The 12,635-nt window shown below is 66.1% G+C and carries 12 protein-coding genes; 6 read left to right on the top strand and 6 right to left on the bottom strand.

The genetic code is table 11. The annotated features are described in order from the left end of the window. From ACWDTI_RS00330 to ACWDTI_RS00310, 5 genes are all read left to right on the top strand, one after another. On the top strand, positions 1–1,164 hold the full coding sequence (locus ACWDTI_RS00330) for an acyl-CoA dehydrogenase family protein (RefSeq protein WP_449736040.1): 1,164 nt from the start codon (positions 1–3) through the stop codon (positions 1,162–1,164). A gap of 125 nt (positions 1,165–1,289) precedes the next feature. Continuing rightward, complete coding sequence (locus ACWDTI_RS00325) at positions 1,290–2,339, top strand: bifunctional MaoC family dehydratase N-terminal/OB-fold nucleic acid binding domain-containing protein (RefSeq protein WP_449736484.1); 1,050 nt, start codon at positions 1,290–1,292, stop codon at positions 2,337–2,339. Further along, entirely contained in the window at positions 2,309–2,755 is a 447-nt protein-coding gene (locus tag ACWDTI_RS00320; protein WP_449736039.1) for a MaoC family dehydratase, read from the top strand. The genes ACWDTI_RS00325 and ACWDTI_RS00320 overlap by 31 nt, the downstream gene beginning before the upstream one ends. Continuing rightward, entirely contained in the window at positions 2,755–3,930 is a 1,176-nt protein-coding gene (locus ACWDTI_RS00315) for a lipid-transfer protein (protein ID WP_449736038.1), read from the top strand. Before ACWDTI_RS00320 ends, ACWDTI_RS00315 begins: the two co-directional genes overlap by 1 nt. A 22-nt stretch (positions 3,931–3,952) precedes the next feature. Then, the gene (locus tag ACWDTI_RS00310) at positions 3,953–5,593 is read left to right on the top strand and encodes an AMP-binding protein (protein ID WP_449736037.1); all 1,641 of its coding nucleotides are present in this window, start codon (positions 3,953–3,955) and stop codon (positions 5,591–5,593) included. 249 nt (positions 5,594–5,842) lie between these two features. Here the strand turns inward: ACWDTI_RS00310 and ACWDTI_RS00305 are convergent, their stop codons facing one another. Together ACWDTI_RS00305 and ACWDTI_RS00300 are read right to left on the bottom strand one after the other, a co-directional pair. Beyond that, a complete protein-coding gene (locus ACWDTI_RS00305; RefSeq protein WP_449736036.1) occupies positions 5,843–7,111 on the bottom strand; it encodes an SLC13 family permease in 1,269 nt (422 codons plus the stop codon). Further along, positions 7,111–8,808 (bottom strand): MFS transporter, encoded by a 1,698-nt coding sequence (locus tag ACWDTI_RS00300; RefSeq protein ID WP_449736035.1) that lies wholly within the window; start codon positions 8,806–8,808, stop codon positions 7,111–7,113. Before ACWDTI_RS00300 ends, ACWDTI_RS00305 begins: the two co-directional genes overlap by 1 nt. A gap of 172 nt (positions 8,809–8,980) precedes the next feature. Between ACWDTI_RS00300 and ACWDTI_RS00295 the strand changes: the two genes are divergently transcribed. Continuing rightward, positions 8,981–9,121 carry a hypothetical protein gene (locus ACWDTI_RS00295; RefSeq protein WP_449736034.1) on the top strand — a complete coding sequence of 47 codons (141 nt, stop codon included), beginning with the start codon at positions 8,981–8,983 and terminating at the stop codon, positions 9,119–9,121. A gap of 158 nt (positions 9,122–9,279) precedes the next feature. Here ACWDTI_RS00295 and ACWDTI_RS00290 read toward each other — a convergent pair whose 3' ends face one another. From ACWDTI_RS00290 to kstD, 4 genes are all read right to left on the bottom strand, one after another. Beyond that, positions 9,280–9,714: a DUF6918 family protein gene (locus ACWDTI_RS00290; RefSeq protein ID WP_449736033.1), complete on the bottom strand. Its 435-nt coding sequence runs from the start codon at positions 9,712–9,714 to the stop codon at positions 9,280–9,282. A 68-nt stretch (positions 9,715–9,782) separates the two neighbouring features. Continuing rightward, a complete protein-coding gene (locus tag ACWDTI_RS00285) occupies positions 9,783–9,935 on the bottom strand; it encodes a DUF1059 domain-containing protein (RefSeq protein WP_449736032.1) in 153 nt (50 codons plus the stop codon). Positions 9,936–9,940: 5 nt separating this feature from the next. Then, the gene (locus ACWDTI_RS00280; RefSeq protein ID WP_449736031.1) at positions 9,941–10,807 is read right to left on the bottom strand and encodes a MaoC/PaaZ C-terminal domain-containing protein; all 867 of its coding nucleotides are present in this window, start codon (positions 10,805–10,807) and stop codon (positions 9,941–9,943) included. 6 nt (positions 10,808–10,813) lie between these two features. Further along, a complete protein-coding gene (gene kstD / locus ACWDTI_RS00275) occupies positions 10,814–12,553 on the bottom strand; it encodes a 3-oxosteroid 1-dehydrogenase (protein WP_449736030.1) in 1,740 nt (579 codons plus the stop codon). Positions 12,554–12,635 lie beyond the last annotated feature (82 nt).

Raw genomic sequence — 12,635 nt, 5'->3', positions numbered from 1 at the left:
ATGTTCATCGACCTCACCTCCGAGCAGAAGGCGTTGCGCGCCGAGTTGCGCGAGTACTTCGCCGACCTCATAAGCCCGGCCGACGCCGAAGTGATGCTGACCCAACGACACGGAGAGACCTACCGCAAGCTCATCCGGCAGATGGGCACCGACGGCTGGCTCGGTGTCGGCTGGCCGAAAGAATACGGCGGCAAAGGTTTCGGGGAGATCGAACAACAGATCTTCACCAACGAAGCGGTCCGCGCCGACGTGCCGCTGCCCGCCGTGACCCTCCAAACCGTCGGCCCCACATTGCAGGTCCACGGCACCGACGAGCAGAAGCGAAAGTTCTTGCCCGCCATCCTCGCCGGGGAAGTGCATTTCGCCATCGGCTACACCGAACCGGCCGCCGGCACCGACCTGGCGTCGTTGACCACCAGTGCGGTTCTCGACGGCGATCACTATGTGGTCAACGGGCAGAAGATCTTCACCACCGGCGGCCATGACGCCGATTACATTTGGCTGGCAGTGCGCACCGACAAGGACGCACCGAAACACAAGGGCATCTCGATCCTCATCGTCGATACCACAGATCCCGGATACAGCTGGACCCCGATCATCACCGCCGACGGCGCCCACCACGTCAACGCCACCTACTACAACGACGTGAAGGTGCCGGCGTCGATGCGTGTCGGCAACGAGGGCGACGGCTGGAAGCTGATCACCACCCAGCTCAATCACGAACGCGTCATGCTCGGGCCCGCCGGACGCATCGATGGGCTCGCCGCCCGTATCCGTTCGTGGGCACAGCAATCCGGGCCCGACGGCACCGTCATCGCCAAGCACCCGGATGTGCGACGCGCCCTCGCCGAGATCGACGCCCACGCCCGGATCAACGAACTGCTCAACTGGCAGGTCGCCTCCACGGGTGAGGCCATCTCGATGGCCGACGCCGCGGCGACCAAGGTGTTCGCCACCGAACGCCTGCAACACATCTGCCTGCTGATCAACGACATCGTCGGCCGCTACGGCGATTTCACCGACCCGGATACCGCCAAGCTGGTCGAGTGGCTCGACGTGCAGCAGAAACGCAACGTGGTGATCACCTTCGGCGGCGGGGTCAACGAGGTGATGCGCGACATGATCGCCACCGCCGGACTCGGATTGCCGAGGGCCAAGCGATGACTATGTCCGCTGGTCGAGTAGCCCCGAGGAACGATCGATGACCATGTCCGCTGGTCGAGTAGCCCCGAGGAACGATCGATGACCATGTCCGCTGGTCGAGTAGCCCCGAGGAACGATCGATGACTATGTCCGCTGGTCGAGCAGCCCCGAGGAACGAGGGGCGTATCGAGACCACCCCCGACGACATCCGCACCGCCGCCGACGCCATCAAGGCCGACGGCCTGTCCGCACCCCGCGCCGGCCGCGACCCGATCAATCAGCCGATGATCAACAACTGGGTCGAGGCGATGGGCGACGACAACCCCATCTACGTCGACGATGCCGCTGCCCGCGCCGCAGGCCACCCCGGTATCGTCGCACCGCCGGCCATGGCACAGGTATGGACCATGCGCGGACTCCACGGGCAACGCACCGACGACGACCCACTCGGCCGCGCCTCCGCGCTCTTCGACGACGCCGGCTACACCTCGGTGGTCGCTACCAACTGCGACACCGTCTATCACCGTTACACCCGGCCGGGCGAAGAGGTCTCGCTCGCCGCCGAACTCGTCGACGTCGTCGGACCGAAGACCACCGCGCTCGGCGAGGGCTGGTTCTTCACCACTCGCAACGTGTGGTCGGTCGGCGACGAGGTGGTCGCCGAAATGTCGTTCCGCATCTTGAAATTCCGGCCGCCCGCCGACGGCGCGGCCGAGCCGACGCCGATCACCGAGGTCCCCGACGACCTCGATCCCACACGCATGCTCAAGCCCAGCGTCAGCCGCGACACAGCGTTCTTCTGGGACGGCGTCGCGGCGCACGAACTGCGCATCCAGCAGGTCGACGACGGCTCGCTGCGCCATCCGCCTATTCCCGCGACATGGAAAGCGCGAACCGCCGACGGCGTTGTGCCCCAAACGGATTACGTGGTCGCGGCGGGACACGGAACCGTGTTCAGCTACGTCGTGCACCACGCACCGAAGGTGCCGGGGCGACAGGTGCCGTTCGTCGTCGCGTTGGTCCAACTCGACGAGGGCGTGAGGATGCTCGGCGAACTCCGCGACGTCGATCCGGCTGCGGTGCGCATCGGGTTCCCGGTCGAGGCGACCTTCCTCGACTTCCCGGCCGACCCCGACACCGGAACGGGCGCCTGGACCCTCTACGCATGGACCCCGGCGCAGGAGGCGCAACAGTGACAAGCCTTGCCCCACAACCGGTCACCGTCGCCGATACGCTACCGCCGCTGACCATCGAGGCCACACCCACCTTCGTCGTGGCCACGGCCATCGCCACCCGCGACTTCCAGGACGTCCACCACGACCGGGATCTGGCGCAGGCCAAAGGGTCCAAGGACATCTTCGTCAACATCCTCACCGACACTGGTCTCGTCGAACGCTATGTCACCGACTGGGCCGGCCCGTCGGCCCGCATCCGATCGATCAACCTCAAACTCGGTGTGCCGTGGTACGCCTACGACACGGTCACCTTCACCGGCGAGGTCACCGACATCACCGCCGGCGTGATCACCGTGTCCGTCACCGGTACGAACTCACTGGGGAAACATGTGATCTCCACGGTCACAATGGAACTCGACACAGCGGGTGAGGCGTGATGGCGACGCTGTCCGGCCAGGCAGCCATCGCCGGCATCGGTGCCACCGAGTTCTCCAAGGACTCGGGTCGCAGCGAGCTGCGTCTGGCCGCCGAAGCGGTAAACGCTGCCATCGCCGATGCCGGGCTCACACCCGCCGACGTCGACGGTCTGGTCACCTTCACCATGGACACCAACGCCGAGATCGCCGTCGCGCGTGCCGTGGGGATCAAGGAGATGACCTACTTCTCCCGCATCCACTACGGCGGTGGTGCTGCCTGTGCCACGGTGCAGCAGGCCGCGATGGCGGTCGCGACCGGGGTCGCCGACGTGGTCGTGGCCTACCGCGCGTTCAATGAACGGTCGGGGCTGCGGTTCGGTCAGGTCAACAGCGCTGTCGCCAACCAGGAGAACTCGTCGGGCACCGACAACGCGTTCTCCTACCCACACGGCCTGTCCACGCCGGCGGCCTTCGTCGCGATGGTCGCGCAGCGATACATGTATGAATATGGCGCCACCAGTGAGGATTTCGGCCGCATCGCGGTGGTCGACCGTAAGCACGCGGCAGTCAATCCGAGCGCGTTCTTCTACGGCAAACCGATCAGCATCGAGGACCACCAGCAGTCGCGGTACATCGCCGAGCCGCTGCACCTGCTCGACTGCTGTCAGGAATCCGACGGCGGGGTGGCGATCGTCGTCGTATCCGCCGAGCGGGCAAAGGATCTGCCGCACACCCCGGCGATCATCGCCGCTGCCGCCGCCGGCAGCGCCGACGACCAGTTCATCATGTCCAGTTACTACCGCGACGAGCTCGCCGGCCTACCCGAGATGGGCCTCGTCGGGCGGCAGCTGTGGCGGCAATCGGGGCTCGGGCCGTCGGATATGGATCTGGCCATCCTCTACGATCACTTCACCCCGTACACCCTCATGCAACTCGAGGAACTCGGGTTCTGCGGTCGCGGAGAGGCCAAAGACCTTGTGCGTCAACCTGGTGCACTCGAAGTCGGGGGTCAGCTGCCGCTGAACACCCATGGGGGACAGCTCGGTGAGGCCTACATCCACGGGATGAACGGTATCGCCGAAGCGGTCCGGCAGATCCGCGGCGATTCGGTGAACCAGGTTGCCGACGCGGAGAAGGTTGTGGTCACCGCGGGTACCGGCGTACCCACCAGCGGCTTGGTCCTGACACGTTCGTAGATGCAGCACAAGGGGAGTAGAGATGAAGTTCAATCTGGCAGACGTGTTCGAGACGGTCACCGACGCGGTACCCGACCGCATCGCGCTGAGCTACGAGGGGCGACAGTTCAGCTATCCCGAGCTCGACCGGCTGGCCAACCAGGTGGCACATCTGTTGGCCGAGCACGGGATCGGCGCCTTCGACAACGTGTCACTGTTCCTAAAGAACAGCGTCGAACACGTCACCAGCCTGCTCGGATTGCTGAAGATCCGGGCTGTGCCGGTCAACGTCAACTATCGCTACACCAATCCCGAATTGCAGTACATCTTCGACAATTCCGACTCACGGGCGATCATCGTCGAGATGCCCGAGCATCAGCGCAGCGTTGCGGCGCTCCTCCCCGCGCTACCCACGGTACGGGCGGTATTCGTCATCGGTGACATCGTCGACGAACTCACCGACGCTGCGGCGGACCTGCCCGACGGTCGGACAGTGGACATCGTCTCGTTCGCCGACTCCGAATCACAGCCCGCCAAACGGGATTTCGGGCCGCGGACCGGCGAAGAGCTCTACCTGCTCTACACCGGCGGTACCACCGGATACCCCAAGGGCGTCATGTGGCAGCACGACGACTTCTTCCGCAAACCCCTCTCCGGCGGCAACCCGTATGGCGAGGCGCGCAAGGATCTGGCCGAACTCGCCACCGCGGTCAAGGATTTCCCGTCGATCGCGTTCCTGCTCGCCGCACCGTTGATGCACGGCGCCGCGTCGTACTCCCTGTTCACCTTTTTCACCCTCGGTGGACGCCTGGTCATCCAGCGCGACTTCGACCCGGCGAAGATCGTGTCGAGTGTGGAGTCCGACCAGGTCAACATCATCCTCATCGTCGGTGACGCGATGGGCATGCCGCTGGTCGAGGAGTTCGAACGTCGTGCGGGCACAGTCGATCTCACCTCCTTGTTCTCGGTGACCTCGGGTGGCGCGATCTGGTCCTCGCATAATCGAGAACGGTTCCAGGGGGTCAAGCCGGACCTGGTGTTGCGCGACAACTTCGGCGCATCGGAGTCGGGCAATGACGGCGAGATCATGATGGACGACAACGGCAACCTCCGGGTGCCGCCGACCGACAAGATGATCGTCGTCGACGATCGGCTCAACAAGATCGAACCGGGGTCCGGAGACGTCGGCTACATCGCCCGCATCGGCAACGTGCCGCTCGGGTACTACAAGGATGAAGAGAAGTCCGCCAAGACGTTTCCGACCCTGCCCGACGGCACGCGGATCTCCATCCTCGGGGACATGGGCACCGTGGAGGCCGACGGCACCATCGTCTTCCTCGGCCGCGGCTCGCAATGCATCAACACCGGCGGCGAGAAGGTCTACGCCGAAGAGGTCGAGGCGGTGCTGCACGCATACCCGGCGGTCGGCGACGCCCTGGTGGTGCCGGTGCCCGACGAGAAGTACGGGCAGCGAGTGGCCGCGGTGATCGCGGTGGCCGACGGATCCACCGAACCCACGCTCGACGAGATCCAAGAGTATTGTCGGGCATCGCTTGCCGGCTACAAGGTTCCCCGGACGGTGGTGTTCGTCGACGAGGTCAAGCGCACCCCGGCCGGCAAGGCCGACTACCGCTGGGCCAAGAACACCGCTGCGTCAGCGTCGAGCGAGCCGGCGCCGGCGTAGGCGGGTCTCGATGCGCGCGGCTCCTTCGTCGCCGGGCTTACTCGACCAGCGGGAGGGCTCCTCGGGTCGCCGGGCATAGTCGACCAGTGGGAGGGCTCCTCGGGTCGCCGGGCATAGTCGACCAGCGGGAGGGCCCCTCGGGTCGCCAGACATAGACCAGCGGCACGGCTCCCTCCGTCGCTGGTCGAGTAAGCCACGAGCGAGCGCAGCGAGCCCGAGGCGCATCGAGACCGCCCACTCTGACGACCGCTAACTCACCTGCAACGCAACCCACAACGCCACCACCGCGACAAAAAGCGTGGGCGGCACCGTCACCAACCCCAGAAGCACGTACCGCCGCGACGGCGTGGCCACCGAATGCCGGTGCATCACGTCGCGCCACAAGAGATTGGCGAGCGAGCCGAACCATGCCAGGTTCGGTCCGATGTTGACGCCCAACAGAACTGCGAGAATCAGCGCGGGCTGATGGGCGACCGACGGCACCAGCAGCAGGGTGGCCGGCAGATTGTTGAGCACGTTCGCCACCACTGCGGCGAGTGCGGCAACCGCGAGCAGGGCCAACAGCCCGGTCCCCGTGGGGATCAGCCGACTCACCGCGTCACCGAGCGGCCCCTGACGCACCGGCAGGATGATCACGCCCAGCGCTGCGACGAAGGCGAGGAACGGGATGTTCACGGCGCGCACCGTGCTGCGTGCGGTCTCGGCGGGAGCACGAAACAGACCGGGCAACAGCATGATCAGCGCACCAATCGTGGCAACCACCACCAGTGGGACACCGAGCGGCTCGGCGACCACGAAGGCGACCAACAACAATGCCAGACACACCAGAATGGCCACCGGAGTGTGTTGGGGCGCGGCGTCAGGCTCGGCGGCTGCGACCGGACGCATGGGCGCCGACAGTTCTCGGGCAAAGAACCATCGAAAGACCAGATACTCCACCACGATTGCGGCCAGCCACGGGCCGACCATGTACCCCGTGAAACCGAGGAAGCTCAATCCCGTCGCGCTGAACGCCAGGAGGTTGGTCAGATTTGACACCGGAAACAACGTCGATGCGGTGTTGGCGAGGTGATTGCTTGCGTATCCCACAGGTCCGATGCGTGCACCAAGGCGCCGAGCCGTGGCCACGGCCACCGGCGTCAGCAATACGATTGTCGTATCGATGGACAGCACCGCGGTGGTGAGTGCGGCTACCACGAAAACGATGCGCAGCAACCGATTCGATGATCCGCGGCTCCACTGCGCGAGGACCGATCCCACCCAGCCGAACACCCCGGTGCGGGCACACACATCGGCCACCACCAGCATCGCGGCCAGGAATCCGATGGTCGGGGCCATGAACCGGATCTCGTCGACGGCCGACGACCAGTCGGTGAGCCCCGACGCGACGAGAATCGCTGCGGCAGGCACCGCCACGACCGCCGGAGGCACCCGTCGGAGCCCGATCGTCGCGGCGATCACGACGACGAGAATTGCGACGGCGATGACGGTCCCGACGGCGCTGTCCGGCGAGAGCATCAGTCACGCACGTCGGTGGAGATATCGGTGGTGTCGTCGAGATCGTCGGCCGATGACGGCCACTGGTCTTCGCCTGGCTCGACGACGCGCCGCGGGGCGAGCCACAGCAAGACCAGGGCGCTGCCCGTCAGGATGGCACCGAGGATGATGTACGCCTGGCTGGCCGGCGCGCTGAACGCTTCCTGCGCACCGTGCAGGATCTGCTGCGCCAGTTGCGGGGATTGGGCGGCCAACCGATCGGCGACGGTCGTCGCTTCGGCGAGTGAGCGCGAGATGTGGTCGGCAGCGGCATCTGCCTGTTCGATCATGATCTGACCGCCCGCCTGATCGCCCGCCGCGACACGTTGCTGCCCGGCTTGCGCCATCTGTGTCTGGACCGAGTCGGCGACGGGTGCGATCCGCGACGCGTACCCGGCGGCGGCGATGCTGCCGGCGAGCGCGATGCCGATGGCGGCCCCGATCTCCCGTGCGGTGTCGTTGACGGCCGAACCCACGCCCTGATTGGCCAGCGGTGTGTTCGACATGATCGCCGTCGTCGACGGAGCTGTCGCCAAACCGATGCCGATGGAGGACAAGCCGATCCACCACACCAGGGACCAATAGGTGTCGTGGTGAATGGCGCCGAGGAAGACGATGCCGAGGCCCGCGAGCAGGATTCCGCCGGCCAGGACGAAGCGCAGCGAGTGGAATCGCACGGCAACCCAGTTGCCCAGGAGCGCGAAGATCGCGGTGCCGGCAACCATCGGCATCAGGGCGAACGCGGACTGCAGCGGCGTGTACTCGAACACCAGCTGAAACTGTTGCAGCAGAAGATAGAACGTGCCGAAGGTGGCGAAAAACTGCATCATGACCGACAACGATCCGGCGCCGAAGGCTCGGTTGGTGAACAGCCGAACGTCGAGCAGCGGTGTCGCGATGCGCAATTCGAGGATGCAGAACGCGACGACGAGCACGACACCGCCGATGAGGGTGCCGAGGACAAGCGGGTCCGACCAGCCGCGGTGCGGCGCCTCGAGGAGACCGAACACGATCCCGATGACGGCAAGAATTGACGTGAGTGAGCCGGCGATGTCGAAGCGGCCGGGATTGCGATCCTTGGAGCCGCGAATGGTGAGGGATAGCACCGTGGTCAACGCGGCCGACGCGGCGAAGGTGATGAAGATCGAATGCCAGGTGAAGAACTCGAGCAGCAGACCCGACACCAGGAATCCGGCGATCGCGCCAGCACCGGCGACCGCGGCCCATATGCTCACGCCGATCGCGCGTTTGTCCTCGGGGACACCGGAGGTGATCAACGACAGGGTCGTCGGCATGATCAGTGCGGCGGCGGCGCCGGCCAGTATCCGCGTGCCGATCAGTTGGGTCGGGTCGCTGATCCAGATCGCCAACAGCGAGGCGACGGCAAACGCGATGAGTCCGACGATCAGCACCCCACGACGACCGAGTCGATCACCGATCGCTCCTGCCGGCAGCAGCAGGGCGGCGAGGGCGAGGGTGTAGCCATCGATGATCCATGTCATCTGACCGGAGTCGGCACCGGTGTCCTTCGCGATGTCGGGGAGCGCGGTGTTGAGTGCCGCCATCGCGGCGACCACCATGCTGACCGCCGCGCACGCGATCAGGATCAGCCACGCCGAGCGCAGGTCCATACCCCCGATGGTCCGGCCGCCTGCGTGTTCAGACGGGGCTTCGGTCATGGGTCCCTCCCTGCGTACTCCCACGATGTTGCCTGTTCGAGATCGCGACACGCCCGTGCTGTGACCCACATTACGTCGCAACATGTGGAACATTAATCACAGCAGTAACACAGACCGGTGATCGTGAAACTTCGCGATCGATGCTGCACCGGACAACCGAAAGTGAGAGATCATGGCCTCACCCCAGGTCGCGTCTTCACAAGGTACCGAGTACTCACCCGCGCGCGTGCACGTATGGCGTGTGCTGTCGATGCTGGCCGCGCTGATCGCGGTCGTCGTCGGGCTGCTGCTCATCGTCACCTCGGCAGCCTGACCCTTCGCTTCCGCGCGGATCCTGAGTCAGCGAGCACCGCGAAGGGCCGCCGGCACTCCGGGCCGGCTCAGGGAGCGGGATGCCGTCTCGCCCAATGAGCTTGTCGAAATGCCTCGAGGGTTGCCGGGCGGTCCACTCCGCCAGGCGCGAAACGACGGTCAGCCCGCGTGCTTCTCGATCACCGCGCCCACGCGCGGCACTGCGTCGGCCACAGACCCCTTGGCCATGCGGCGCAACGAGTTGTACACCTTTGCCAGCGCCGGGTTCGCCGTCACCGCCTGGTCGTCGGTGACCGTCAGCAAGGCCTCGGCGGCGGCATCGGAGTTGGCGGTCAGATGATCGGCGAACGAGGTGTCGGCCGGCTTGTCGTCCCACAGTGGTTGGAGCGCTGAGAGGAAATTCGGCAACATCGAATTCGTCGCCGACGACACGACGCCCGGCTTCACCTTCTGCGCGGCCGCGTAGCCCGTCTTGACGGCGGCTCCGCCGAGTCCCTTCTGCTCCGACACCTCGATGTCGATCACGGCGACCAGATCCGCGACGACGGCCACGCGGCGGTCGGACTCGAGCAGGGACTGCAGGGAATCGCTCATCTTCTGATTTCTCCTCGGATGGGGTGGCATTGTGCCGCTTTCCACGAAGAGGGTACGTGGCTCGGCGGTCAGCCGAACGCCGCCATCGTGAGGATCTCCTCGCGGGTGTAGTCCCGGCCGGGATGCTCTGCGGCGAGGTGCGCCTGGACCTTCTCGACGAGTTCGTCGTCGTCGACAGCCTCGATGCGTTCGCCGCAGGGGCAGCGCAGTGTGCTGGCCATGTCGATCACCTTCCCGTTGTCGTCAGTACGACATTACCCAGGGCGGGGGCGCCGTCGCGGTCGGCGACCGTCGCCGTGATCAGCAGTCGGCCGTCCTCATCCCAGACGTTGACGTCGAGGGTCTCGCCGGGAAAGACGACGCCGGCGAAGGTTGCCGAGTAGTCGGCCGCAGCGGCGACGTCGCCGTCGAGCACGGCATCGGTGACCGCACGGCAGACCGAACCGTAGGTGCACAGTCCGTGCAGGATTGGTCGTGGAAAGCCTGCTGCCGCAGCGAAATCCGGGTTCGAGTGCAGGGGATTGCGATCGCCGCACAGCCGATAGAGCAGTGCCTGGTTCGGCAGTGTGGCGACCGAAATCCGGTGGTCGGGATCGCGATCGGGATACCCAACCTTCGACGACGACCCACGCTCACCGCCGAAACCGCCCTCGCCCTTGGCGAAGATCGACGAGCGGGCCGTCCACAGGGGTGAGCCGGCGTCGTCGGTGGTCACCGACTCCTGGATGACCACGGCTGCCGACCCCTTGTCCTGCACCTCGACGATCCGCGTCCGCATCGTTGCCTTCCCGCTCGCCGGCAACGGCCGATGGGCGATCACCTGCTGGCTACCGTGCACCACCTTCGCGAGGTCGATGTCGATCCCCGGGAACGAGACCTTCGGTGCCTCGGTGGCGTGGAACGATGCGGCCACCGTCGCGAACGACGGCAACACCTTTGGTGCGACGTCATCGACATAGGCGAGACCGGCGGCATCCATCGGGTCGGCGGCCGCACCCACGGCGAGGTGATACAACGCGACATCGGACGCGGTCCACTCGAAACTGACCTCGGGGAGTTCGGCGCCGACGGCGACGGCGGGATCGATGGGCATCGCTGTTCAGGCTCCTGTGGTCGTGGTGGACGGCGCGGAGGTCCGGGCCTTGTCGGCGGCGTCGAGCGCGGCGAGATATCCGAAGACCATCGCCGGCCCGATCGTGGCGCCCGGGCCGGCGTACGTGTGGCCCATGACCGGAGCACTGGTGTTTCCCGCTGCATAGAGACCGTCGATCACCGAACCGTCGGCCCGCAGTGCGCGACCGGCGGCGTCGGTGTCGATGCCGCCCTTGGTTCCGAGGTCACCCGGCACCATCTTGACCGCGTAGAACGGTGCCTTGGTCAGCGCACCGAGGCTGGGGCTGGGCTTGTTGGTGATGTCGCCGTAGTAGTGGTCGTACCCGCTCTCACCGCGGTGGAAGTCGGCGTCGATGCCGGAGCGGGCGAACCCGTTGAAGCGTTCGGTGGTGTTCGACAGCGCGTCGGCCGGCACCCCCATCTTGTCGGCGAGTTCCCTGATCGAGCCGGCCTTCACGACGACACCGGACTCGAACCACTTCTTCGGCAACGGCTGACGGGCGTTCACGCCGGCGAACAGGTAGCGGTTACGGCAGGTCTGGTCGAAGACCAGCCACGCGGGCACGTTCTCGCCCGGGCCGGAGCCCTGCCCGAAGTCGCCGCCGTACATCTGGTGCACGGCCTCGACGTAGGGAAGCGATTCGTTCATGAAGCGCTCGCCGCGCTCGTTGACCATGAAGGTGCCCGGCACGGCCCGCTCGGACAGCCCGAACCACGGACCCCGCGGCAGCGGGATGGTCGGTCCCCACCAGGCGTCGTCCATGAGCGACACCGCCGCACCGATCTTCAATCCGGCATTGATGCCGTCGCCGGTGTTCGACGGCGCACCCGTCGTCCACTCGGAGCTGATCGGCTCGCGCTGGTACTTGCGGCGCATCTCGGTGTTGTGCTCGAAACCCCCGCACGCCAGGATCACGCCGTGCCGGGCGCGGATCTCGATCGGCGTGCCCTCGGCGTCGGCGATCACGCCGACCACCCGCCCGTCCTCGGTGAGCAGATCGGTCAGGCCGGTGTTCAATCGCAGCGGGACACCGAGCCGTCGGACACCAAGCAGCAGCTCGGCCGCGAGCGCGGCGCCCATCGCGATGAGCTTCTTGCCGCGCGAGCGCGCCCAGAAGAACCGTGCGCCGACCTTGCCCATCCGCACCGGTCCGCGCCAATGCCGCAACCCGGTGTTGAGCCATCGGTAATCCGATTGCAGCACAACCATATTCAGCGGTGCTTTGGTGTACTGCGGGTGCAGCGTCTTGAGGTCGTCGCCGAGGGCGCGTGCGTCGAACGGGCGTGGTTCCACCGACCGCCCGCCCAGGCGGCCGCCGGGTGCTTCGGGGTAGTAGTCGGAGTAGTTCTTGACCCACTCGAGGTCGAGCGGGGCGTGCTTCATGAGGGAGTCGAGTGCCTCGGGACCGCGGTCGATGTAGGCATCGATCCGCTCGGCCGACGCGTGCTCGCCGATGATCGCGTGCACGTACTCGCGCGCTTTCTCGGTGGTGTCGTCGACGCCGTCGCGCTTGAGCACAGAGTTGTTCGGAATCCACACACCGCCGCCCGACCGCGACGTCGAGCCACCCCAATACGGCGACTTCTCGATGAGGACCGTCTTCAGGCCGTTGGCCGCTGCGGTGATGGCCGCGGACAGGCCGGCAGCTCCCGCGCCGACGACGATCACGTCGTAGGTTTCGGCAGCCGTGCTCTGCGGTGGTGCTGCTTCGGTCGCGTCGGCCATGGAGGTCCCTTCGTACGCCACAGGTGGAACGTGTTCTCACCTCAAATTAGAACACGTTGCAGAAATGTGGCGCCAGTGCGGT

Source organism: Gordonia sp. NPDC003424 (assembly GCF_053588655.1).
Note: the sequence above shows the minus strand (reverse complement) of the source record. Positions and strands in the feature narration are given on the sequence as shown.